The organism is Antarcticibacterium flavum (assembly GCF_006159205.1).
GTDB lineage: Bacteria > Bacteroidota > Bacteroidia > Flavobacteriales > Flavobacteriaceae > Gillisia > Gillisia flava.
This window is the reverse complement of the sequence record NZ_CP040812.1, coordinates 3883963-3908311: the sequence shown is the minus strand read 5'-3', so window position 1 is coordinate 3908311 and position 24349 is coordinate 3883963. Positions and strand designations below refer to the sequence as shown.

Sequence of the window (24349 nt, the reverse complement as noted above, 5' to 3'; positions counted from 1 at the left end):
GGTCTTTCCGTTAATATTTGAACAATTTCAGATATTAAACACATAGGTGTAACTGTATAAATTCCGTAGTGCTTCTTCCTCGATCATCACATCAAAATTGGTGTGATGTTCTTTTGAATAGTTCCGAATGTCATCGCCAAATTTTTGCTCAACGTCGTTTTTTGAACTTTCCAAAAGCCGTTCTTGGGCTTCCCCGTTCAGGTCTGAAAAATTTAGATAAATCATAATTTTTAGGTTTTTGAAAGGGTTAATATTCGCTCGGCAGCATCAACGTATTATCCACAAAAAATAACCGTAGTTCATCCAATGGAAAATCCGTTACATTATATCGGTGGGTCTCAAAAATATTCCCGTTTCCATCGCTATAAATTAACTCGGCTTCGTACCCAGAATGATCCTGTTTTTCCTTAGATAGCCTTTTAAAGTCGATGGTTACAAAATAGCTTTTATCCATCAAGGTTTTAGCAAATGCGGAGGTATCTGTAATCAGCCAAAAACATTCCGCAGCTTCCGCCAAATATTTCATTCCGTTGGTGTACCGGGTTCTTAATAGTGGGATTTGAAAAATGGTTTCTGAACCGTGAAAATGTTGTAATCCCTCTTTGATTTCGTTAAATTGTGCTTTCATTGTGATTTCTATTTAAGGAGTTAATAATGAAAAAAGAGGGCGCAACTTTAGACGGAAACGCCCTCTTTAATTTTTAGATTAATCGGCTGAATTATTGCCGTTCTTAGTTCCCAACAAAAGGATTTCATTGGCTTCCACTTCGGTAACATACCTTTTGATACCGTCCTTGTCCTCGTAGCTTCGGGATTTCAGTTTTCCCGTTACCCCGATTTCTTTGCCCTTTCCGGCATATTTCTCGATGATTTCGGCAGTTTTGCCCCAGGCTACAATCGTGTGCCATTCGGTATTTTGGACTTTTTCGCCCTCGCTGTTTTTGTAATACTCATTTGTGGCGAGTGAAAGACGGGCTACCTTTTTACCGCTTTCAAGGTTCGTGATTTGTGGCTCTTGGCCAACATTTCCGATTAACTGTACGTGATTTTTTAAAGTACTCATAATAAAAGAATTAAAGATTAATTAAAATGCTACCCGAACCCTTCAGATAGTTTGGGTTTATATTTTTTTGAAGTGATTTACTTATTATATCCAGAGCGTTTTCCTTTTTTTGTTTTTTTAGTCCCGCTTCCTTTTTAATGTTTTTGTAAGATTTCATAATATTCGATTTAGATTTACTTCCCATAGAGCCGTCCGCTGTTACCTTTTTTTGTTGCTGATACATTTTCAATATTTGGAATTAATAAGGACTTATAAAAGGGAGGTACGACCGGTTATGCAGTCCGTTTAACTTCCAAATGTTGGTATTTTGCTTACAAAAAAACGGTTGGGACAGCGGCGGTTCGGGAGTAGGTCTAAATGCCTTTTGTGAAGTACAAAAACATAGGAAGCGGGACTAAATGATAAAATGGAATTCCTATCAGGCGGACTTAGCTTTAAAGATGTAGATTGGGAATGAAGTGTTCCTGCCGTTTTTCAGGCAGGGTTAACGTAATGGAAATCGGAATCTTTAGAGTTGTGTCCAAGACCTTTGCAGGAAAGCTCTTTGCCCGGAATGCAGCTTTTCGCGAAATGGAGCGGCAATGTGCTGACCGGATTATAAAAACGGATTATCCTCTTAAAGTAGGATTTCAAGCGGACTTAACTTCAAAGGTGTAGATGGGAATGGAGCGTTCCTGCGTATTTCAGCAGGATTAGCGCAATGGGAATCGGAAGCTTTGGAGTTGTGTCTAAGATCTTTGTAATGAAGCGCTTTTCCCGGAATGGAGCTTTTTCTGCGAAATGCAGGGAAATGGGCTGAGTGGGATTGCAAAGCCAACTTTTCAATTAATTTCTTTTGCTGAAAATAGAAAAAATCCAGTTTAAGGTACCGGATGAACCTTTAATGACATCAAGCCATTTCATAGACAGCATTGAACAGTTTTTTGTCCAAGCGTTCCTGTTGTGAAAAGCTTTTCTTCAATTTATTGTGAAGCATTTGGTTAAAGGCATTATAGCCTATCCATAAATTGGGTTGTTCATTGAGTAGTAGGGCTTCATTATCCAGAATTTCAAGGACTTCCCGGGATTTCTTTGAAGGATCATTGTTCTTGTCACTACATTCATACCGAAACAATTTAGTTCTGTGCAAGATATCCTCCACAAATTCTTTGGTGTCGATGATCTTAAATTCCCTCATCCTGTCGAATTTCTTGGTAATGGTGTAAAACTCATTGTCCAAGAACTTATCGAACAGATTGCTCAACCGTGGCATTATCAGGTCGGTATTGTTCTTACTGTGCTTGATTGAAAACTCAATTTCTGATTGTGAAACGTGCAGTCCATTGGAGCATACCTGACGGTAAAATCCAAAATGCCCAGACGTTTTTTCGCTACCATCATAGGAGTTTTTGAACCGTAGCATTGGCAGTATCAGGTCTTTTTCATTCTTGACCGAGAATTGGCTGTTGTCATCGATGATAAAGTCGGTTATGAAAGACCGGTCATCCCTATTGATCGTGCGCTTCTGATAATTCAGTCCGGCACCGGTCAACATTTCCTCGGCTTTTTTGAAGTACAATTCGTTCGGTACGTGGCCCTAGCTGTTCGATACCACGTTGACAATCTTGCCATTTGATACAATGACATTTTCAAGCCCCCTTCGGGATTCCATCTGGGTCAGACTTTTCAAGGATTTCATTTCTGATGGAACGAAGATTTCATCCTGCTGTAAATTTGATAAATACATAACATTTGATTTTAGTTAAACAATTAATATTAAGCTAGAGCCAAACGGAAGATAAAATCTCGGCTCAAAAGGAAACGGAATAAAAGGAGTGAGGAACGAGCCCGGTTATGCCGTAGTCTTTTGATGGGAGTATTTTACGAGTTTACCTTTGCGCACATATTGATTGAATACTTTACCTCCCTTTTTTAAGGAAAAAAGAAAACCTACTCTTGCGAGTAGGCTTCCTGTTTAAAAGATTTAAAGTTACCTTAGAGTTCAAACTCTACAATTTGTTCCTCAATCTCGGATTTTCGTTCCTCCAAAGTGGACTGTAAGTGTGTTGTGACCAATTTGATAAGGTTCGTATTGGTCGTTTTAAACTCCAAATTGTGGGAATCCCGGATATAAAATGAAGCTGAATCCCCTTGGTTGTAGTTGAATTTCGTCAACTCGTTCAAGGTTTGGGATAACCGTTCCCGTTGGGTGGCCAATCCTCTCAGTTTTTCAAAATTTTGGATTCGATCATCCAAACTGATGGTAGCTTTTTTGGATGCTACCGCTTTTTCTGTAGAAGCGGTTTTTCCGATAGCTTCATCGGTCAGTTTTTTCTGTACTTCTTTTTTAACGGATGCATTTTCCTTTTTTGCAGTTCCGTTTTGTTTTACTGTTGTTGCCATAATTAAAATTTTTAAATTAAACATTATTTTAAATCGTTTTGGTAGCTTGTAAGGCAACGAGCAATACCAAAACAGGGCATTAACAGCCACAGGTAGGAAGGGGCAAGGTATGAGCGGTTATTTTTCGCAGAAAAATGTTCGGCATCCCGAAGGGCCTGGCCTTGACCAAGCGGTGGGATGTGGCTACATTTGCCCACGGTTTGGTTTTGGTTGCCTCAGCTGACCGAAACAAAAAATGACTTAACGCAGAAATTTATGGCTCAATAAAAAACCAAAATCTGCAAAGGATTTGACGAGAAAAAATAAGAGTGCCGACTGGATTAGAACCTAAAAGCTGTTTTCCAAACCGAATTATTGATAATGCACCCTTGTTTCGGCCGTGTCCTTGGTGTTTAATTTAGTGCGTAACGAACGCATATCCGATGATACCTTTTGCTCGATAACCCGGGCATAGATTTGCGTTGTGGAAAGCTTGGTATGACCTAGCAATTTTGAAACGGTCTCAATGGGTACGCCATTTGAAAGCGTAACTGTAGTGGCAAACGTATGTCTGGCCGCGTGGAACGTAAGCTTTTTATTGATTTTTAGAATTATCGCTATTTCCTTCAAATATTTGTTGATTTTCTGATTGGAAAATACCGGAAGCAGCTTTTCTTGCTTGCTTTTAGGATCTTGGTCATATTTTTTCAGTATGTCAAGGGCTTTATCCAACAGTGGTATTTTTACGGCTTCATCGTTCTTTTCCCTTTTTGTAAATATCCAGTAATCTCCATCGATGCCTCGTACAATATGGTCATCGCAAAGTAATTTTACATCGATATAGGACAGTCCCGTATAACAGGCAAAAACAAATACATCCCTCGTTTTCTGGTGCATCACTTTTGAAAGCTGACCAGATTCCAAAACTTCAAGTTCCGACTGGGACAGAAATGCCCGTTGGTGTTTTGTGAACTTCAGCGAGAACCTTACAAAAGGGTCTTTTTCGATCCATTCCAACCGAAGGGCAAGGTTCATCATCTTTTTCAAGCGTTCCAAGTGTTTCATAACCCCATTGTTCTTTAGGGGCTGTGAACGGTTTATGGATTTTCCGTTACGTAGGAACTGTTCAAAATCAATGATGAATTTATAGGACAGTTGTTTCAGGAAAACGTCATTGGTCTTTAGTTTGTGCTTCAGATACCGTTTGATATAGCGTTCCGTAGTGAAGTAATTTTTCAAGGTGCCGGGTTTGAGTACCGAAACCATATTCTTATTGTGATAAAAAACCAGTTGAAGCAGCGTTTTGTGCTGTTCATCTTCCCCAAGATATCGGGCTTTGATGGCCTGGGCGGTAACGTATTTGGTTTCGCCCAGAAGCTGTTTGTGGCATTCCAATAAATCAGAGTACACCTGGTCAAGGTAAACGTTTAATGACTTTCCATCGGAAGTCCTTAGCGTTGACCTCTTGGAACGGGTATCCCAATAGGTAACCGATGTAGATCGTTTTAAACTGATTTCGGCACGTTTTCCATCGACCGTAATACGGGCATAAATAGGTGCAAAATCATCTTTTGCTTTGGCCATACTCAGCCAAAAATGAATGGTAAAAGTCTTGGAAGTCTGCATAAACTCTCGCTTTAAGTTAATAATCGATTTGTTTACGAAAGTCAAATCGCTGCGAAAGTCAAGTCTATTGAATTACCAATGTAGTGAAAATTCTGGTAACAATTTAGGTAACCGAATAGGTAACCTTTGAATTGATATTAAAGCCAATCTTATGATTTCAAGAAAAATGAAAATCATTGATTTTCATAAGATTAGCTATATTTTAGTGTCTATTGACACCGTAATTGTCGGGGTGGCAGGATTCGAACCTGCGGCCTCCTGCTCCCAAAGCAGGCGCGATAACCGGGCTACGCTACACCCCGAGACTAACGGCTGCGCCGTAAAATCTCAAATTTTTAAATTCCAAATTCCAAAAAAGAATCTCTGAACTCGCGGAATACTTCCAACCTTTCAAAGGTTTTACAATCCGGAATTTTCATTTTAAATATTAAAGAACTTACCGCCTTAGCGGCTGCAAATATATAGGAATTAAGACAACCTGCATTATAAATTTGAATTATTTTTTTCGGGTATTTAATTTTGAAATAATGGTATAGTGGGAAAGTGCCCCTCTCGTCTGTTGTAATCAATTAAGACAGTGGGTGAAGCAAGTTTTATCCTTTCTTACATTACAGGTTTATGGTAAAAAAATAAACATATTTTTTAGTATAAAACATCTTCTATCCTCAAGGCCTTGAAGTCGTTAGTATTTTTCTCTAATATCAACTCTTGATTCTTGTTTCGCTAGTGTCCGATTAAAATTTTTAAAACTTTCCTTAAGCTTTAATCTATATAGTCAGAAGAAATATCAACCTCAATCAGGGGATGGTATTAAATTTAGAAGAGTTTAGGAAAAACCACGCTTTTAAAATTGGGTAAAGCAGTGTTTTCTATACGTGTAGATTTTAGTCCAGGTTCTATATTCCAGCAGCGTAAGCGGTCTAGACTCTTTAGCCGGACCATAATGAACCTGGAATCGTCAGTTTTTTTCTCTTTACCTAATTTTCTTGTTTCCTGGTTCTTGTTTCCTGGTTTCTTGATTCTTGTCTCTTGTTTCTTGTTTCCTGATCTTTACTGGAATACCACCAAAATCTTCCTTTCATCCTCTTAACACAAGTTTTTGAAGGTTTCAGCGGGTTTTTTCATAACTTATGCCTCAAAATTTTTATATATGAAATCGAGTTTACTTTGCTTATTTAGCGCGGCATTTTTCAGCATAATTGCCTGTGCACAAAAAGATACTACTATTGAAGAAGCCAATACCACCATTGATCACGAAGTAGTGGTTGAGGAACAGGAAATTATTTGGGGAATGACCTTCCTGCCAGATGGTAGTATGCTTATCACTAAAAAGAATGGGGAGATCCTCCATTTTAAAGACGGAAACAAACAACAGCTCACCGGTGGGCCAGAGGTTTACGTTCGTGGCCAGGGAGGCCTTCTTGATATCATCCTTCATCCCAATTATGAAGAGAACGGCTGGATCTATATGAGCTATGCCTCCAGCGAAGGAGAGGGAGACGGGGGAAATACCGCTATAGCCCGTGCAAAACTTAGTGGTACTCAATTCACAGATCTGGAAGTGCTTTATAAAGCTACCCCAAATACCACCAGAGGACAACATTTTGGTTCCAGGATGGTTTTTGACAAAGATGGATACCTTTATTTCTCCATTGGAGACCGGGGTAACCGGGATGAGAATCCGCAGGATATAACCCGGGATGCCGGGAAAATTTACAGGATCAATGATGACGGCAGTATCCCGCAGGACAACCCGTTTGTAGGACAGTCGAATGCAAAAGAGGCGATTTACAGCTATGGGCACAGGAATCCGCAGGGAATGATCCTTCATCCCGATACAGGGGAAGTTTGGGTTCATGAACATGGACCACAAGGCGGGGATGAGATCAATATTATCAAAAAAGGTGAAAACTATGGCTGGCCTGTAGTAACCTACGGGGAAAATTATGGGGGCGGAGCCATAAGCGACCAAACTTCAAATCCTGAAATGGAAGATCCTATTTACCAGTGGACCCCGTCAATTGCCCCAAGTGGATTCGCTATTGTTACATCAGATAAATATCCTACCCTAAAAGGAAACCTGTTGGTGGGAGCACTTAAATTCCGTTACCTGGAACATGTGGTCCTGGATGGGGAAAGCGTAGAGCGAAGGGAAAAACTTCTTGAAGATATAGGCCGGGTTAGAGATGTAAAGCAGGCACCAGATGGTACTGTATATGTTTCTGTTGAAGATCTGGGAATTGTGAAACTTGTTGAAAAAGAAGTAGAAAAGACTCAAGAATGAAAATAGTTCTAAAATTATTCCTGGTTGCAGCGCTATTAAGCTGTAAATCTAATGGTGAGAATAAAGAAGGAGATGATTATGTACAGGTGGGGAATTCCCCTGCTACAGCATCCAACCAGGTAAAGCAAAGCGATAGTTATAAACGGGGTAAGGAAGTCTATAATGATTTTTGTGTCACCTGTCATCTTAATAATGGCAAAGGGATTCCCGGCGCTTTCCCACCCCTTGATAATTCAGACTGGTTAACCGAAAAACGCAACGAAAGCATCCACGCGGTAAAATATGGTCTGCGAGGCCCTATAGAAGTTAATGGCGAAAAGTATAACAGTGTTATGGTAGATCTTGGCCTTACCGACCGGGAGGTGGCAGATGTTATGAACTATATCAACAACTCCTGGAGCAACAACATTGAAAAAATGGTAACAGAGGAAGAGGTTGCTGCGCTTGAGAAATAAATAATATCTTATTATAATTATAGAGAGATCGGCGCGAACCGGTCTCTCTTTTTTTGTAAGCAATTTGAATTTCAAAAATATCCCACTCCCCTATTCCAACAGGATTAATTAACTTTGGCAAAAATTAAAAAAATATGCTCATCATTGGAATAGCAGGGGGAACCGGAAGTGGGAAAACCACGGTTGTTAAACAGATCATTGAAGAATTAAAGAATGAAGAAGTAGATGTGATCTCCCAGGATTCCTATTACCAGGACACCACACATCTTAGTTTTGAAGAAAGGAAAAAGATAAATTTTGATCATCCCAAATCGATCGATTTTGACCTCCTGGTGTCCCATCTAAAGGAGCTTAAAGCAGGTAATTCTATCGAAGAACCAATATATTCCTTTACAGAACATAACCGCACCGGGGAAACGCGCACCATCCACCCCCGTAAGGTTGTTATTGTGGAAGGTATCCTTATTCTAACGCACGCAGATATGAGGGATATGTTCGACATCAAGATCTATGTGCATGCAGATAGTGATGAACGGCTTATTCGCAGGCTTAAAAGAGATATCAATGAAAGAGGCCGCGACCTGGATGAAGTTTTGTGGAGGTACCAAACCACCCTTAAGCCTATGCACCAGCAATTTATAGAACCCACCAAGGAATTTGCAGATATTATTATTCCTACAAACCGCTATAATACCGTAGCTGTTGATATTGTGCAAACAATTATAAAAGACAGATTATCCTAATTTTGTATCTTTATCCATCTGGAAAATTCCCGATCCTAAAAATAATCCCAGGCAATGAAATTAAAAGACATCCGTAATAAAAGATGGTTCAGGATCCTGAGCAACCGTTATGTTCTTATTCTGCTCATTTTTGCCTTCTGGATGTTTTTCCTGGACAGCAACTCCTGGCTTATCCACCATGAGCTGGACCAGGAGATCAATGAGTTACAGAGCAATAAGGAGTATTATAAAAAAGAGATCGCAAAGGACAGGACTGTTATTGAAAAACTCAATGATTCCTTTGAGCTGGAGAATTATGCCAGACAAAATTATTATATGAAACGTCCCAATGAGGATATTTTCATCATCGAATATGATACTATTCGGTAAATAACTTCACTTAGACAAAATAACTAAAAATGAGCCAACCTTTATTTCAGGAATTTGAAGATGTCACTGCCAAACAGTGGAAACAAAAAATCCAGTACGATCTAAAAGGAGCCGATTATAATGAGGAATTGATCTATCACAGCAGGGACGGGATAAATGTAAAACCTTTTTATACTGCTGAAGATGTTTCTGAACCTGCAAAAGTTCTCTCTCCAAAGAACTGGGAGATAGTTGAAAAGATCTTTGTTGCTTCTGTAGAAATAAGTAGCCGAAGAGCTCTCGAGGTATTAAAGAAGGGAGCTGAAAGTCTTTGGTTCATCATTCCTTCTGAAGAAACGTCGGTCGAAAAACTACTGGAAAACCTTCCGCTTGAAAAAATAAGTGTGCACCTGGAATTTCAATTCCTTTCAGAGAAATACCTGAAGAATCTTGCTGTTTTTTTTCAGCAGAAGAATGTAGAGGTCTTTTTACACCTCGATATTATTGGGAATCTTGCTCGCAGCGGCAACTGGTATACCGATCTTAGGAATGATCATGAGATCCTGGAGAAGGTGCTTCAGCAAAAGCAATTTCTTTCAGCAGTGAGTGTAGACACCACGCTTTACCAAAATGCAGGTGCAACAATCCCCCAGCAACTTGCTTATGCACTGGCTCATGCTAATGAATATCTCAACCATTATAGGTATAAAACCGAACTGAAAGATCTTAACATTCAGTTTCTTACCACTACCGGCCCAAATTATTTTTTTGAGATTGCCAAGCTTAGGGCTCTAAGGATCCTTTACGCCAGCCTTGCTTCTGAATATGATGCAAAGGAGGATTGCTTTATCCTCTCCCAACCCACCAAAAGAGATAAAACGCTGTATGATTATAATGTTAACCTCCTTCGCACCACCACCCAAAGTATGAGTGCGATTTTAGGGGGTGCAAATGCGGTTTACAACTCACCGTATAACGCGATCTATCACAAGAACAATGAATTTGGTGACAGGATAGCAAGGAACCAACTCCTGGTCCTAAAGAATGAAAGTTACCTGGACAAGGTTTCTAATGCGGCAGAAGGCTCTTATTATATAGAAAGCCTCACTACACAATTTGCTGAAAAAGCCCTGGAGATCTTTAAAGACATCGAAAAAGCCGGCGGATTTTTAAGTCAGCTAAAAGAAGGAGTGATCCAGAGAAAAATTTCAGAAAGTGCTCAAAAGGAACAGGAAGAATTTGATAAGGGAGAGCTGGTGCTCATAGGCACGAATAAATATGCCAATCCCGATGACCGGATGAAGGGGGAGCTGGAGTTATTTCCCTTCTTAAAGAAGAATCCGCGAAAAACTTTAATTCAGCCAATATTAGAGCGGCGCCTGGCAGAAAAATATGAACAGGGAAGACTGGAAAAGGAAGAGGAATAAGAAGTCCTGCTCTCAATATTTCAAATAGTTTAAATTCAAAAAAATGTCTCGTAAAGACCTTCAAAATATAAGCCTGAAAAAATCGATTTCTGCAGAATCCGGACAAATATCCAATGAGAGATTTGAGACTGCAGAAGAGATCTCTTTAAAACCCGAATATTCGAAAGAGGATATAGCAGAAGCAGAACATTTGAATTTTGCAGCCGGGATCCCTCCTTATCTGCGCGGGCCTTACAGCACTATGTATGTAAGCAGGCCCTGGACCATACGGCAATACGCGGGATTCTCAACTGCTGAAGAAAGCAATGCCTTTTACCGCCGTAACCTGGCGGCAGGTCAAAAAGGTCTTTCTGTAGCTTTTGATCTTCCTACACACCGCGGGTATGACAGTGATCACGAGCGTGTAGTTGGAGATGTGGGAAAAGCCGGAGTGGCGATAGACTCTGTAGAGGATATGAAGATACTTTTCGACCAGATCCCGCTTGATAAAATGAGTGTCTCCATGACAATGAATGGAGCCGTTCTACCAATAATGGCTTTTTATATAGTAGCTGCAGAGGAACAGGGGGTAAAACCCGAAATGTTATCCGGGACCATTCAAAATGATATTTTAAAGGAGTTTATGGTGAGGAATACTTACATCTACCCTCCTACTCCTTCGATGAAGATTATTTCAGATATTTTTGAATTTACATCTAAGAATATGCCTCGCTTTAACAGCATAAGTATCTCGGGATACCATATGCAGGAAGCCGGAGCTACCGCAGAAATTGAACTTGCATATACCCTGGCCGATGGGTTGGAATACATTCGCAAAGGCATTGAAGCGGGTATGGATATAGATACCTTCGCGCCCCGTTTATCCTTTTTCTGGGGAATTGGAATGAACCATTTTATGGAGATCGCCAAAATGAGGGCCGCAAGAATGTTGTGGGCAAAGCTGGTGAAACAGTTCCATCCTAAAAATGAAAAATCCCTGGCGCTGCGTACGCATTCCCAAACCAGCGGATGGAGTTTAACAGAGCAGGATCCTTTCAACAACGTTGCCCGTACCTGTATCGAAGCGGCCGCGGCAGCCTTTGGAGGAACTCAAAGCCTTCATACAAATGCACTGGATGAAGCCATCGCCCTGCCAACAGATTTTTCAGCAAGAATTGCAAGAAATACGCAATTATACCTCCAACAGGAAACCAATATTACCCGTACGGTGGATCCATGGGCCGGAAGCTATTATGTTGAAAGCCTCACCCACGACATCGCTCAAAAAGCCTGGAAACTGATTGAAGAGGTTGAAGGTCTTGGCGGTATGACAAAAGCGATTGAAGCCGGAATTCCTAAAATGAGAATAGAAGAGGCAGCTGCAAGAAAGCAGGCTCGCATAGACAGTGAAACCGATATTATTGTAGGGACAAACAAGTACAGGCTCGATAAAGAAGATCCGCTTGTGACCCTGGAGGTAGATAACCAAACGGTGCGCTTACAACAGGTGGAAAGACTTGAAAGAATAAAAAAAGAGCGAAATACTGAAAATGTAAAAAATACCCTGCAGGCACTTACAACTGCCGCGAAAACGGGTGAGGGAAATTTGCTGGCACTGGCTGTGGATGCTGCAAGAGAAAGAGCTACCTTAGGAGAAATAAGTGACGCCCTGGAAGAAGTTTATGGCAGGTACAAAGCAAAAATTCAATCTTTTAGCGGGGTTTATTCAAAAGAAATGAAAGACAATACCTCTTTTCATAAAGCACGGGAACTGGCAGATAAGTTTGCAGAACAGGATGGCCGCCGTCCACGAATTATGATAGCAAAAATGGGACAGGATGGCCACGATCGTGGTGCCAAGGTAGTGGCAACAGGGTATGCCGATCTTGGTTTTGATGTGGATATTGGTCCGCTATTCCAAACTCCTGCCGAGGCAGCGAAACAGGCAGTAGAAAATGATGTGCATATACTTGGTGTCTCCTCCCTGGCTGCAGGACATAAAACCCTGGTTCCCCAGGTGATTGAAGAACTCAAAAGGCTGGATAGGAAAGATATTATGGTGATCGTTGGCGGGGTGATCCCTTCCCAGGATTACCAGTACCTTTTTGATGCAGGAGCCGTAGCAGTCTTTGGACCCGGCACTAAAATTAGTGAAGCGGCAATTCAATTACTCGAAATTTTAATTGACTAAAAATGAGTTATCAGTTTTCGGTTGTCGGTTGTCAGTTGTAGGTTGTAGGTTGTAGGTTGAAAAAGGTTGTCAGTTGTCGGTTGTCGGTTGTCGGTTGAAAAAAGTGGAGGGTGGAAAGTGGAAAGTGGAGAGAGGATAGTTTGGACGGGTTGTGGGTTGTAGGTTGAAAAAAGTGGTAAGGCAGCCCCGCACTCAGGAGGCTTAAAAAACTCCGTGAAACTCCTTTTAAAACTCCAATAACTCTGTGGTTAAATACTCATAACCTCGAAAAAAGGAAGCTTGTTCTCGTTAATTGAAAAAAGTGATAAAGATAAAAACATTCGTGCATTCGTGGCTAACCCCAACGGAAAACAGAAAACAGAAAACAGAAAACCAACTAACGACTAAAGACTAACGACTAAATCATGGACTATACAAAAAAAATGCTTAGAGACGACGCTTTAAAAGGCAAAACCATAGTAGTAACAGGTGGCGGGAGCGGCCTTGGTAAGGCGATGAGCACTTATTTCCTGGAACTGGGAGCCAATGTGGTGATCACCTCCAGGAACATAGAAAAACTGGAAAATACTGCCAAAGAGCTGGAAGAAAAAACCGGAGGCACAGTTTTGCCCGTGCAATGTGATGTGCGGAATTATGACGAAGTGGAGGCGATGGTGAAAGCTTCAGTAGAAAAATTTGGAGTGGTTAACGGCTTGCTGAACAATGCCGCAGGAAATTTTATCTCTCCTACAGAACGTCTAAGCGCTAATGCTTTTGATACTATCATAGATATTGTTTTAAAAGGAAGTAAGAACTGCACCCTTGCATTTGGAAAGCACTGGATTGATAAAAAGGAAAAAGATAAAACCGTACTTAACATCGTAACCACCTACGCCTGGACAGGATCTGCCTACGTTGTTCCAAGTGCCACAGCAAAAGCAGGGGTACTTGCAATGACACGATCCCTCGCAGTGGAATGGGCAAAATATGGAATAAGATCCAACGCAATCGCCCCCGGCCCCTTCCCTACCAAAGGTGCCTGGGACAGGCTTCTTCCGGGCGACCTTAAAGAAAAATTCGACCTCGCCAAAAAAGTACCGCTAAAGCGTGTGGGCGAGCACCAGGAACTGGCAAACCTCGCGGCATATCTGGTTTCAGATTTTTCTGCTTATGTAAATGGAGAAGTGATCACCATAGACGGCGGAGAATGGCTTAAAGGTGCAGGACAATTCAACTTACTCGAAGCAATCCCGGAGGAAATGTGGGACCAGCTGGAAGCGATGATCAAATCGAAGAAGAGGGAATCGTAAATCATTGTTTTCCGGGAATAGAGTCTTGACCGCTGCGCTACTAGAATTTAGAAACTAGACTAAATTCTAAGTGTTTGGAAATTAGTTCCTTAATTTTTGCTGGATAACTTGAAATTTCCTAAACTATAGTAGATTCAAAACAACCCCTGGTTGAGGTTGCATTATCCACTTACTATATCTAGAAAAGGTTAAGGAAGACTTTAGATAATTTTATCGGATAACAGTGGTCATAAATCCGGGAGTCGAGAGACGAGGGGTGAGGGTCGGCTGAACTAAGTTCGTAGTTTATCACCTGCCTGCGGCATGTTTGTTTGGTGTTTGGGGTTTAGTGGCCTCTTCAGCACTTTCATAATTACCCCCTTAAATTATCATCCTGACGAAGGATTGATCTCACATATAAATACAAAAATGGTATCGAGATCCTTTAGAAAATCGAACTCGAAAGACTTCTCGATACATTTTTTCTTTCCCTATCGGTCAGAAAAAACGCTCGAAGTGACGGTAGCACGACTATTTGAATCTTCTAACTCCACTATAAGATCTAAATTGCCTGAGTCCAGACTATCCTCTCTCCACTCTCCTCTTTTTCAAACTCACAACCGATAACTGACAACTGGCAACTTTCCCATCTTGTCTCCTGGTTCTTGTCTCTTGATTCCACTCCAACTACTCCTGCAAGTTGGCCCAAACCCGCCCCACCAGCCAATCTACCAATATAAAGACCAAATTTTCCCTTTCCTGTATAAGCTGTTAACAAAATCATTTTCTAAACCTGTAATAAATTGTATTTTTACCTTTTAAAAACCGATAATAATTAATGGGTAAAATCATTGCTATTGCAAACCAAAAGGGAGGGGTAGGAAAAACTACCACTTCCGTGAATCTGGCGGCTTCCCTGGGAGTTCTTGAGAAAAAAGTACTATTGATAGATGCAGACCCCCAGGCCAACGCGACTTCAGGTCTTGGAATCAATGTAGAAGAGGTAGAGTTGGGTACTTATCAACTTCTGGAACACTCCATAAAAGCTGAAGAAGCAATTATGAAGACCAACTCCCCTAACCTGGATATCATCCCTGCCCATATAGACCTTGTTGCTATTGAAATTGAACTGGTAGACCAGGATGAGCGGGAATATATGCTTAAGAAGGCCATAGAGCATCTTAAGGAAAGTTATGATTATATTCTTATAGATTGCGCCCCCTCGCTGGGATTACTTACCCTTAATGCCTTAACAGCATCAGATTCTGTTATAATACCCATCCAATGTGAATATTTCGCGCTGGAAGGTCTGGGAAAATTGCTCAATACAATTAAAAGCGTACAGAAGATCCATAACAAGACCCTGGATATAGAAGGTTTATTGCTAACAATGTATGATTCCCGTCTTAGATTATCCAACCAGGTGGTGGAAGAGGTGCAAAAACACTTTAATGAGATGGTATTCACAACAATCATTCAAAGAAATGTGCGTTTAAGTGAAGCCCCAAGTTATGGTGAGAGTATTATTAATTATGACGCGGGAAGTAAAGGTGCGACCAATTATTTGAGCCTGGCGCACGAAATTATCAAGAAAAACTCATAGAAGATGGCGAAAGCTACCAGAAAACAAGTTTTAGGGAGAGGACTTTCAGCTTTGCTGAAGGATCCTGAACAGGATATAAAAAGTGCTGAGGATAAGAATGCAGATAAACTTGTAGGCCATATTGTGGAACTGGAACTTACTTCTATTGAAGTGAACCCTTTCCAGCCAAGAACAAGTTTTAATGAAGAATCCCTTCGGGAGCTGGCTTCTTCGATTAAGGAACTGGGAGTTATACAGCCTATTACCGTAAGGAAGCTGGAATTCAACAAATATCAGTTAGTATCGGGAGAACGACGTTTTCGCGCATCCAAGCTAATTGGACTTGAGACAATCCCGGCCTATATAAGGATCGCCAATGATCAGGAGTCCCTGGAAATGGCCCTTGTTGAGAATATACAACGGCAGGACCTTGATCCTATTGAGATCGCATTATCCTACCAAAGATTAATAGACGAGATCAACCTCACCCAGGAGCAGTTGAGTGAAAGGGTGGGAAAAAACCGGTCTACTATTGCCAATTACCTTAGATTATTGAAACTGGATCCTATCATTCAAACAGGAATGAGGGATGGCTTTTTGTCCATGGGACATGGACGGGCGCTAATTAATATAGAGGACCCCCAAGTACAGCTTGATATTTATGAAAAGATCCTGGAGAGATCTCTCTCTGTACGGGATACTGAAAAACTGGTAAGGGAAATAAGCGGGGCAACCCCTGCAAAGGCAGCTGCCAAAACCAAACCGATGCCTACGGAATTTAAAAAAGGCATTAAGGAGTTCACAGATTATCTTGGAACCAAAGTAGATATAAAAGTGGCAGCCAAAGGAAAAGGAAAATTAATAATTCCTTTTAATTCTGAAGAAGATTTCAACCGCATTAAAAAACTAATCCAGGGTGAGGCTTAAAAAACACCTTTCGGCAATAATTTTGTTGCTGTTGCCCTTATTTATAAATGCACAGGAAGATACCCTTGCTATTCCTCCCGTACCTCCACCCGTAGAGGCTATGGTAGAAGAACAGCAGCCGGAGCAGGATTATCTGGATTATGATCCCCTGGCGCCTGCAAGGGCCGCATTTTATTCAGCCATTCTTCCCGGCCTTGGACAGGCATATAATAAAAAATACTGGAAAATTCCTATTGCGTACGCAGGATTGGGAGTGGGTATCTATTTCTATATTGACAATGATCAGAAGTATGACCGTTACCGTTCAATATATAAGAGAAGGCTGGAAGGTCACCGGGATGATGAGTTCATTCGAAATGACGGCGTGGAACTGGTGACAAATGATGGATTGATCCGTGCCCAGCGCTTTTATGCCCGTAACAAGGAAATATCCCTGCTGGTTACAGTTGGAATTTATGCCCTCAACATTATTGACGCCAACGTTGATGCCCATTTGGCGCAGTTTAACGTGAGCGAGGACCTTTCTTTACGACCATCAGTCAACTTTGATGAATTTACGGGTAAGACCGGATATGGTCTTTCCCTCAATTTAAATTTTTAGTAAGAATAATATGAAGATAGCATTGCTTGGCTACGGAAAAATGGGAAAAACCATTGAAAAGATAGCCATAGAACGCGGCCACGAAATTGTAATTAGATCCACCGGAAACATCAAGGAGCAGGATCTTTTACTGGCCGATGTAGCAATAGACTTTAGTGTTCCCACTGCAGCATTTGAGAATATCACCGGGTGTTTTAAAAGTAAAGTTCCTGTGATAAGCGGGACTACAGGCTGGCTGGAAGATTATGGCAAGGCAGTTGAAATTTGTAAAAGTGAAGATGGTTCTTTTCTCTATGCTTCCAACTTTAGTATTGGTGTAAATCTATTCTTCGAACTTAACAGGAATCTCGCAAAGCTTATTTCCCCTTTCAGGGAATATGAGGTAGATATAGAAGAGATACACCACACTCAAAAACTGGATGCTCCCAGCGGTACTGCAATAACCCTGGCTGAACAAATTATTGACAACTCCTCAAAAAAGGGTTGGCAGCTTGATAATGCAGGTGAGGATGAGATCAAGATAACAGCAAAAAGGATTGAGGATGTCCCGGGAACCCACACAATTTCCTACAGGTCCCCTGTTGATACCATCGAGATTAAACACACAGCCCATTCAAGACAGGGTTTTGCCCTTGGAGCAGTTATAGCAGCCGAATGGATAAAAGATAAAAAAGGGATCTTTACCATGAAAGATGTTCTTTCCATTGGGTAACGAAATTGATTTGTAACAGTTGAGGTGCAAAAGACACCTATAGCATGAAAAAATAAGATTATGACAATAACCCAATGGCTCCTTTTTTTCCTAATAATACAGGTTATACATTTTTTAGGTACCTGGAGATTATATAAAAAAGCCGGCCGCAGTGCCTGGGAGGCAGCAGTTCCCGTTTATAACGCGGTGATCCTGATGAAGATCATTAACCGGCCCTGGTGGTGGGTGATCCTGCTGTTCATTCCCATTGTGAACCTCATAATGATCCCGGTAGTTTGGGTAGAGACCATTAGAAGTTTTGGAAGGAACAGCGGGATGGAGACCTTTTTGGTAATTGCCACTCTTGGACTCTATATCTTCTATGTAAACTATGTTCTGGATGTAAAATATATAGAAGACAGGAGTTTAAAGCCGCGAACAGCGGCAGGAGAATGGGTTAGTTCCATACTTTTTGCGGTAATTGCCGCCACGCTGGTACATACATACCTCATTCAGCCTTTTACAATTCCCACCTCTTCCCTGGAGAAAACGCTGTTGGTAGGAGATTTCCTTTTTGTAAGTAAATTCCATTACGGCGCAAGAACCCCTATGACGGCCGTTGCATTCCCAATGGTTCATGATACGATTCCCGGACTTGGCGTAAAATCATATTTAGAAAGACCACAGATACCTTATTTTCGTCTCCCCGGTTTTCAGGACATTGAGCGAACAGATATAGTAGTTTTCAACTGGCCCGTGGATACGATGCTGAATATGTATCATACAGACAGGCATTATTACAAACCAATTGATAAAAAGACCAACTACGTGAAACGTGCCGTTGGAATCCCGGGGGATTCCCTCAGGATAATAAACGGAAGGATACATATTAATTCCCAGCCATTGCAACTGCCTGACAGGGCCAAGCCTCAGTTCTCATATGAGGGTACTACAAAGGGCCAGCCTTTCAACCCACAGTACCTCTATGAGCGGTATGATATTACTGATCCTTATGGGTATAATTCGGCAAACAACACCTTCAGGATACATTTAACTGAAGAGTCCTTTCAAAAATTCAGGAACCATCCAAATGTAGAATCGATAAGGCGAGTGATCGATTCTTCGGGTACCGGCTTTGGAGATATTTTTCCGCAGAAGGGAGATAACTCCTGGAACGTGGATAACCTGGGTCCTATATTCATTCCGAAGAAAGGGGTAACCACACCGCTTACCGCAGAGAATTTTCATACCTACAAACGTCTTATCGAGGTATATGAAGGATCGGAGATGGATATCAACAATAAACTTGGAATCAACGGCACCCAGGTGACCCTAAACGGGCAGCCTGTGGACTCTTATACCTTTAAGCAGGATTATTACTATATGATGGGAGATAATCGACATAACAGTCTTGACAGCCGTTATTTTGGTTTTGTTCCTGAAACTCATATCGTAGGAAAACCTGTATTCATTTGGTTAAGCATTGACGGGAATGCCGGTGGCTTTGATAAAATTCGATGGGAACGTATGTTCACAACTGTGGGCGGCAGTGGTGATCCAGTTTCTTATTTACCATATTTTCTTATCATCGTCCTTATCATAGTAGCTTTTAACTTCTTTAAGAAGCGCCGGGACTCTTAAGCGAATTGCATGCACGAAACCCTGTTACACCTTCCCTATTTTGGACCTGTCACTCATTTTAAAGAGCTGGTAAAAGCCCGTCTTGTCTGGTTTGAAAATGATGATAATTATCAAAAGCAAACCTATCGTAACAGGATGTATGTTTACGGGGCAAATGGCAGGCTTCTGCTTAATATTCCTATAAAACACCTTCATTCCCCCGGGATAAAACAACATCAAAAATACAGGGACGTAAAGATCGAAAATGATTTTGACTGGCAAAAACAGCACTGGAAATCGTTGAAATCGGCTTACCAAACCTCCCCTTTCTTTGAATTCTACGAAGATGATCTCGCCCCCCTTTATCACGAGAAAGCCGAATTCCTAATGGATTTCAATTACCGCTGTTTTGAGAAGGTCCTGGAGTGCCTGCAACTGGAAGTCAATTATAAGAAGACGGAAGAATTCATTAAAGAACCTGTAGGAATAAATGACAGGCGTGACCTCATTAACGCAAAAAGGGACCGGGAGATTGAGCCTTACCCACAGGTTTTCCAGGATAAAGAAGGCTTTTTGCACAACCTGAGCATTTTAGACCTCATGTTCAATGAAGGGCCTAATGCAATAAATTACCTGAAGCAGCTATAGCTCTACACTACCAGGCAATACTTGCCATAATAGGAAAATGATCTGAATATTTTATGCGGAATACTTCATAGGTATTCACTTTGATCTCGCGGTCTATAAGAAGAAAATCTATCCTGAGAGGAAAATAATTTATATTAAAGGTCTGGCTGAAACCGCTGCCCGACTCCCGGAACGCATCCTGGTATTTCTCGCCCTTGATCGTCCTGTATATATAAGAGAACGCTGTGTTATTGAAATCTCCCAGGATGATATTTTTGTATGGGGAATCATTGATATCGTGCAAAAGGATTTCTGCCTGGATTTGTTGTTCCTTAAAGCCACTACCTATTCTTCCCACGAGTTTCTTTGAATCCTCATTTTGTAATTCATGTATCTCGGGTTTAATATTCAAGGACTGAAAATGTACATTGTACACCCTTAAAGTATCTTCGTTCTTCACAATGTCCACGTAGATAGCATTGTTATTCCCCCGCTGTGGAAAATCCAGTGAATGCTCATTTACTATAGGATATTTGGAAAATATGGCCGATCCAAATTCAGATCCATTTTCCTTGAGTTTAATAAAGCTGTAGGGGTAGATCTTTCGCAATCCCGCCACTCCCACATAATGCTCCTGGGTAACAAGCACATCGGGATCCTTTTCCTGTATAAAGGATGTGATCTTCTGGGGGATATCATCATCATCCACCCACTTATATGCATTGAACATACGTACGTTGTAACTCATGACCTTCAGGTCCTCGTCACTATTTTCACCGGTGCCAGAAAATTGGATCCAGGACAGAATATGGTTATAGCCTAAAATGAGAACAAACAGCGGTAATAGAAATTGTCTTTTTAATCGCACCGCCCAAAAGAGCAGAAAAATAAGATTTCCCAATATAAGCAAGGGCACCCCCAGGCTTAATACAGAGATGAACGGAAAGCTCTTTGGTGGAATATGCGGCAGCAAATAAGCCAGTAGTAAGGCAAACGCCAGGAGGGAATTAAAAATAAAAAGCAGCTTATCCAGTAACTTCAAACCTTTCATTTAGTTATCTTTTCCCGCCTGGAATAAAAAGTCCTTTTCCTGTTTGGTTAAACTGTCATAACCGCTTTTACTTATTTTATCCAGAATAGCATCAATTTTTTCCTGCTTCTCTGTTTTACTTATTTTTGTGGAGGTCGTGGTAGTTGAAGTACTACTGGCTTTGGAAGGTTTTCTATAGACAGTCCTCATCCTGGATTTGGTTTTTCTTCCGCTCTCAAAATAAGACAGGAATCCTGCAATTACTTTTTCAAAACCACCTGCAATGTCATTACCTTTTTTGAGCTGGCTTGCATATACATAACCAAAAAGGGCTCCTCCCAAATGGGCAAGATGTCCCCCGGAGTTGCTAATGGGAATTTGGATAATATCCAGCAGAACAAGAAAAGCTGCTATATACCAGAATTTGATACTCCCCAGGAACAATAATCTTATTCTTAGGTTAGGGACGTGGGTCGCAATACCTACAAGAACTGCCATCACCCCGGCAGAGGCTCCAACTAAATATGATCTCCCTGTTGCTGCAAAAGCCGGAAAGAGATTATAACTAAGCATATAAACAAGGGCTCCAATTATAACCCCCATAAAATAGAAATTTAGTAGCTTCCTGGGCGAAAAATATTGTAGAAAATAGATCCCGGCATAGTAAAGAATTAGCATATTCGACAAAATATGCCATATTCCTGAATGCAGAAAGGAATAGGTAATGATGGACCAGGGTTTAAAGATATATTCTCCCGGTTCCTTGGGAAAAACGAACCATTCTAAAAGGAAATCTGCTGGCCATTGAAAAAGGAAGGCAATGGTCCTGGCAAGAAAAAACAGGATAAAGCAAATGACATTAATGGCGATAAGTTTCTCGACCACTGTTGCTGTTTGCAATTTATACCTGAATTTATCTGCTGTTCCCATCAATACCAGCGGTTTTGATTAAATTGATTCTTCTTCCAGTACCACATCATAATAAAACCAAACAGGGCTCCTCCCACGTGTGCAAAATGAGCAATTCCCCCTCCAAATAATGAGTATCCTGTAAACCCCGAAAATAAGTCAATTCCAATTAATACTGGAATAAATATCTTAGCTTTTATTGGTACAGGTACAAATAAAAGGAATAGCTCCACATTTGGAAACAACATCCCAAATGCCACGAGTATCCCGTATATGGCTCCAGATGCCCCAACTGCAGGAGTATTAAAGGCCACATACATCCCTTCCAAAGTTTCCCTGGTTACATCCTGGAGGATTGCGGTATTATATTGGCCAGTCTCCAGCATTTGATATATATTCCCGGGAGTCATCCCTGCCGCGAGCAATTCATTAAAGCCAGACTGAACATGAAAATAATTCACCAGGCTGTGTATAAGTGCCGCACCAATCCCGCAGGAGAAATAAAAGAACAGGAATTTCTTTTGTCCCAGCATTTGCTCAATTGGGCTTCCAAAAGCCCATAGCGCATACATATTGAATAAGATATGCATAAAGCTGCCGTGCATGAACATATGGGTGATAACCTGCCAAATCCCAAAATTATCATTCTGGAAAAACCAAAGGGAGAATAATTTGTAGGTGTATTCACCTACCGTAAGGGTTCCTATAAAAAATATAACATTAATTATTAAAAGCACCTTTACGGTCTCTGTCATTCTTCCCATTTACATAAATTTTTTCTCCAGTTCCTCTACCGGCAAGGTAATAAAAACCGGCTTATTGGAGGGTGTTAATGTGGGCTCTTTACAAGCAAATAACCCATTTACAATATGTTGTTGTTCTGTGGTATTTAAAAGGTTCCCGCTTTTCACAGCCATACTTTTGGCAAGGGATTTTGCCAGCAGGTCGGTTTGTGAAAAATTATTTTCCGGTACCTCATTCTCAAAATCGGCAAGGAGCTGCTCCAGGAGCATTTCCACTTCACTTTCAGATATAGTCGTGGGAATTCCAGTGATCTCTACGGAATCTGATTTAATTTCAGAAAAAATAAATCCTGTTTGTTCCAGGGAATCCTTGATGCCTTTTAAAAGTGCTATTTCATTCTGACTAAACTGAAGTATAAGCGGAAACAGCAATTGTTGGCTCACTGCTGCAGATACGGTAATGCTCTTCAACAATTCCTCGTACAGGATTCTCGTATGGGCCCTGTGTTGATCAATTACCAGCATTCCGTTTTTGAGGGTGCTAATGATAAACCTCTTGTTTAGCTGAAAAGTGGTGTTTTGCACCTCTTCCGTTCTACCTGCCTGAAAGAGATTCCCTGTAACTTCCTCACTCTCAAATTCAATTTGCCTTATATCTACATCTGTCTCAGTATTTCCACCTTCCAGGCCGGTATACAGGCTTTCCCAGTTGCCACTTTCCTTTTTGAATCCTGAACTAAAATTCCTGCTGCCACTCTCCTGTTTAAATGGATTGAAATTCCTGTCTACTTCCACCTTCGGGTTAGATGCTGCCCTGTTTTCATAATCGTAAGGCGTATCCAGGTTTGGATCCCTCTCAAAATCCAGGACAGGTGCCACGTTGAATTGGCCTAAGCTGTGCTTGATGGAACTTCGCAATATAGCATATAAAGCGTGGTCATCATCGAATTTAATTTCGGTTTTCGTGGGGTGTATGTTGATATCAATGCTCCCGGGATCTACAGTAAGGTAGAGAAAATAGCTGGGATATGCCTTATCTTTTAATAATCCCTCAAAAGCCGCAGTAACAGCATGATTAAGGTAGGGACTTTTAATGTACCTGTCGTTCACAAAAAAGAATTGTTCTCCTCTTGTTCGTTTGGCAAATTCAGGTTTTCCAACAAAGCCGGAGATTTTTATGATCTCTGTCTCCTCATTCACCGGTACCAGCTTTTCATTGGTTTTTCCTCCAAGGATATTGGTGATCCTTTGCCTGTAATTGGAACCCGGCAGCTGGAAAAGCTCACTGGCATTATGGATAAGTGAAAAGGCTATTTTGGGATGAGCCAGGGCCACTCGCTGAAATTCATCTATGATATGCCGCATTTCTACGGTATCAGATTTCAAAAAATTCCTCCTGGCGGGAATATTGTAGAACAAATTTTTCACTGAAATACTCGTTCCCTTTGCTGTTGAAGAAGGTTCCTGGGAGGTAATATGGCTGCCCTCTATTTTTATACAGGTGCCAACCTCTTCGGTTTCCCTCCTGGTCTTTAATTCCACATGTGCAATCGCCGCAATTGAGGCCAGTGCCTCTCCCCTAAAACCTTTGGTATTTAACCTAAAAAGGTCTTCGGCCGAGGTGATCTTGGAGGTAGCGTGTCTTTCAAAACTAAGGCGGGCATCTGTTATGCTCATCCCTACACCGTCATCTACCACCTTGATAAGGATCTTACCCGCTTCCTTAATATATAACTGGATATTCTGCGCCCCGGCATCAATGGAATTTTCAAGGAGTTCCTTGACTACAGATGCCGGCCGCTGTACGACTTCACCGGCAGCGATCTGGTTGGCCACATGATCTGGCAGCAAATGAATAACATCACTCATGAATG

23 protein-coding genes, 1 tRNA gene and 1 pseudogene are annotated in these 24349 nt (G+C 41.2%); 13 read left to right on the top strand and 12 right to left on the bottom strand.

Annotated features, from left to right (window positions below; all coding sequences use genetic code 11):
• Positions 1 to 27: 27 nt before the first annotated feature.
• The 8 genes and pseudogenes from FHG64_RS17230 to FHG64_RS17195 all read right to left on the bottom strand — a co-directional run bounded on the left by FHG64_RS17230 (position 28) and on the right by FHG64_RS17195 (position 5352).
• Positions 28 to 225, bottom strand: coding sequence for a hypothetical protein (locus FHG64_RS17230; protein WP_139067548.1), 198 nt, complete (start codon positions 223 to 225; stop codon positions 28 to 30).
• A 22-nt stretch (positions 226 to 247) separates the two neighbouring features.
• Positions 248 to 628, bottom strand: coding sequence for a DUF6876 family protein (locus FHG64_RS17225; protein ID WP_139067547.1), 381 nt, complete (start codon positions 626 to 628; stop codon positions 248 to 250).
• A 78-nt stretch (positions 629 to 706) separates the two neighbouring features.
• Positions 707 to 1063, bottom strand: coding sequence for a single-stranded DNA-binding protein (locus tag FHG64_RS17220; RefSeq protein ID WP_008612811.1), 357 nt, complete (start codon positions 1061 to 1063; stop codon positions 707 to 709).
• Positions 1064 to 1073: 10 nt separating this feature from the next.
• Positions 1074 to 1286, bottom strand: coding sequence for a hypothetical protein (locus FHG64_RS17215; protein ID WP_139067546.1), 213 nt, complete (start codon positions 1284 to 1286; stop codon positions 1074 to 1076).
• A 666-nt stretch (positions 1287 to 1952) separates the two neighbouring features.
• Positions 1953 to 2789 (bottom strand): annotated as a pseudogene (locus FHG64_RS17210) (DUF932 domain-containing protein).
• A 248-nt stretch (positions 2790 to 3037) separates the two neighbouring features.
• Entirely contained in the window at positions 3038 to 3445 is a 408-nt protein-coding gene (locus tag FHG64_RS17205) for a hypothetical protein (RefSeq protein WP_008612814.1), read from the bottom strand.
• Between the two features lie 351 nt (positions 3446 to 3796).
• Positions 3797 to 5050: a site-specific integrase gene (locus FHG64_RS17200; RefSeq protein WP_008612815.1), complete on the bottom strand. Its 1254-nt coding sequence runs from the start codon at positions 5048 to 5050 to the stop codon at positions 3797 to 3799.
• A gap of 227 nt (positions 5051 to 5277) precedes the next feature.
• Positions 5278 to 5352: transfer RNA gene (locus tag FHG64_RS17195), tRNA-Pro, on the bottom strand.
• A gap of 848 nt (positions 5353 to 6200) precedes the next feature.
• On the opposite strand from FHG64_RS17195, the gene FHG64_RS17190 reads away from it, so the two are divergent.
• The 13 genes from FHG64_RS17190 (at position 6201) to FHG64_RS17130 (ending at position 19814) form a co-directional block, all read left to right on the top strand.
• Entirely contained in the window at positions 6201 to 7334 is a 1134-nt protein-coding gene (locus FHG64_RS17190; protein WP_139067545.1) for a PQQ-dependent sugar dehydrogenase, read from the top strand.
• Entirely contained in the window at positions 7331 to 7789 is a 459-nt protein-coding gene (locus FHG64_RS17185) for a c-type cytochrome (protein ID WP_139067544.1), read from the top strand. The genes FHG64_RS17190 and FHG64_RS17185 overlap by 4 nt, the downstream gene beginning before the upstream one ends.
• A 134-nt stretch (positions 7790 to 7923) precedes the next feature.
• Positions 7924 to 8532: a uridine kinase gene (gene udk / locus FHG64_RS17180; protein ID WP_139067543.1), complete on the top strand. Its 609-nt coding sequence runs from the start codon at positions 7924 to 7926 to the stop codon at positions 8530 to 8532.
• A 54-nt stretch (positions 8533 to 8586) separates the two neighbouring features.
• Positions 8587 to 8901, top strand: coding sequence for an FtsB family cell division protein (locus tag FHG64_RS17175; RefSeq protein ID WP_139067542.1), 315 nt, complete (start codon positions 8587 to 8589; stop codon positions 8899 to 8901).
• Positions 8902 to 8930: 29 nt separating this feature from the next.
• A complete protein-coding gene (locus tag FHG64_RS17170; protein WP_139067541.1) occupies positions 8931 to 10307 on the top strand; it encodes a methylmalonyl-CoA mutase subunit beta in 1377 nt (458 codons plus the stop codon).
• A gap of 43 nt (positions 10308 to 10350) precedes the next feature.
• Positions 10351 to 12477, top strand: coding sequence for a methylmalonyl-CoA mutase (gene scpA, locus FHG64_RS17165; RefSeq protein WP_139067540.1), 2127 nt, complete (start codon positions 10351 to 10353; stop codon positions 12475 to 12477).
• Between the two features lie 404 nt (positions 12478 to 12881).
• Positions 12882 to 13766 (top strand): SDR family oxidoreductase, encoded by an 885-nt coding sequence (locus FHG64_RS17160; protein WP_139067539.1) that lies wholly within the window; start codon positions 12882 to 12884, stop codon positions 13764 to 13766.
• Between the two features lie 817 nt (positions 13767 to 14583).
• On the top strand, positions 14584 to 15348 hold the full coding sequence (locus FHG64_RS17155; protein WP_139067538.1) for a ParA family protein: 765 nt from the start codon (positions 14584 to 14586) through the stop codon (positions 15346 to 15348).
• A gap of 3 nt (positions 15349 to 15351) precedes the next feature.
• The gene (locus FHG64_RS17150) at positions 15352 to 16254 is read left to right on the top strand and encodes a ParB/RepB/Spo0J family partition protein (protein WP_139067537.1); all 903 of its coding nucleotides are present in this window, start codon (positions 15352 to 15354) and stop codon (positions 16252 to 16254) included.
• Entirely contained in the window at positions 16244 to 16855 is a 612-nt protein-coding gene (locus tag FHG64_RS17145; protein WP_139067536.1) for a DUF5683 domain-containing protein, read from the top strand. Before FHG64_RS17150 ends, FHG64_RS17145 begins: the two co-directional genes overlap by 11 nt.
• Before the next feature lie 10 nt (positions 16856 to 16865).
• On the top strand, positions 16866 to 17567 hold the full coding sequence (gene dapB / locus FHG64_RS17140) for a 4-hydroxy-tetrahydrodipicolinate reductase (RefSeq protein ID WP_139067535.1): 702 nt from the start codon (positions 16866 to 16868) through the stop codon (positions 17565 to 17567).
• Positions 17568 to 17627: 60 nt separating this feature from the next.
• A complete protein-coding gene (gene lepB, locus FHG64_RS17135; RefSeq protein WP_139067534.1) occupies positions 17628 to 19187 on the top strand; it encodes a signal peptidase I in 1560 nt (519 codons plus the stop codon).
• 9 nt (positions 19188 to 19196) lie between these two features.
• Positions 19197 to 19814 (top strand): WbqC family protein, encoded by a 618-nt coding sequence (locus FHG64_RS17130; protein ID WP_139067533.1) that lies wholly within the window; start codon positions 19197 to 19199, stop codon positions 19812 to 19814.
• A gap of 7 nt (positions 19815 to 19821) precedes the next feature.
• On the opposite strand, the gene FHG64_RS17125 is transcribed toward FHG64_RS17130, so the two are convergent.
• From FHG64_RS17125 to mutL, 4 genes are read right to left on the bottom strand one after another with little or no spacing between them, the layout of a single operon-like run.
• Complete coding sequence (locus tag FHG64_RS17125) at positions 19822 to 20844, bottom strand: endonuclease/exonuclease/phosphatase family protein (protein WP_139067532.1); 1023 nt, start codon at positions 20842 to 20844, stop codon at positions 19822 to 19824.
• Positions 20845 to 21753 (bottom strand): rhomboid family intramembrane serine protease, encoded by a 909-nt coding sequence (locus FHG64_RS17120; protein WP_139067531.1) that lies wholly within the window; start codon positions 21751 to 21753, stop codon positions 20845 to 20847.
• Positions 21753 to 22496 carry a rhomboid family intramembrane serine protease gene (locus FHG64_RS17115; RefSeq protein ID WP_139067530.1) on the bottom strand — a complete coding sequence of 248 codons (744 nt, stop codon included), beginning with the start codon at positions 22494 to 22496 and terminating at the stop codon, positions 21753 to 21755. The genes FHG64_RS17120 and FHG64_RS17115 overlap by 1 nt, the downstream gene beginning before the upstream one ends.
• Entirely contained in the window at positions 22497 to 24344 is a 1848-nt protein-coding gene (mutL, locus tag FHG64_RS17110) for a DNA mismatch repair endonuclease MutL (protein WP_139067529.1), read from the bottom strand. It abuts the gene before it with no gap.
• Between the last annotated feature and the right edge of the window lie 5 nt (positions 24345 to 24349).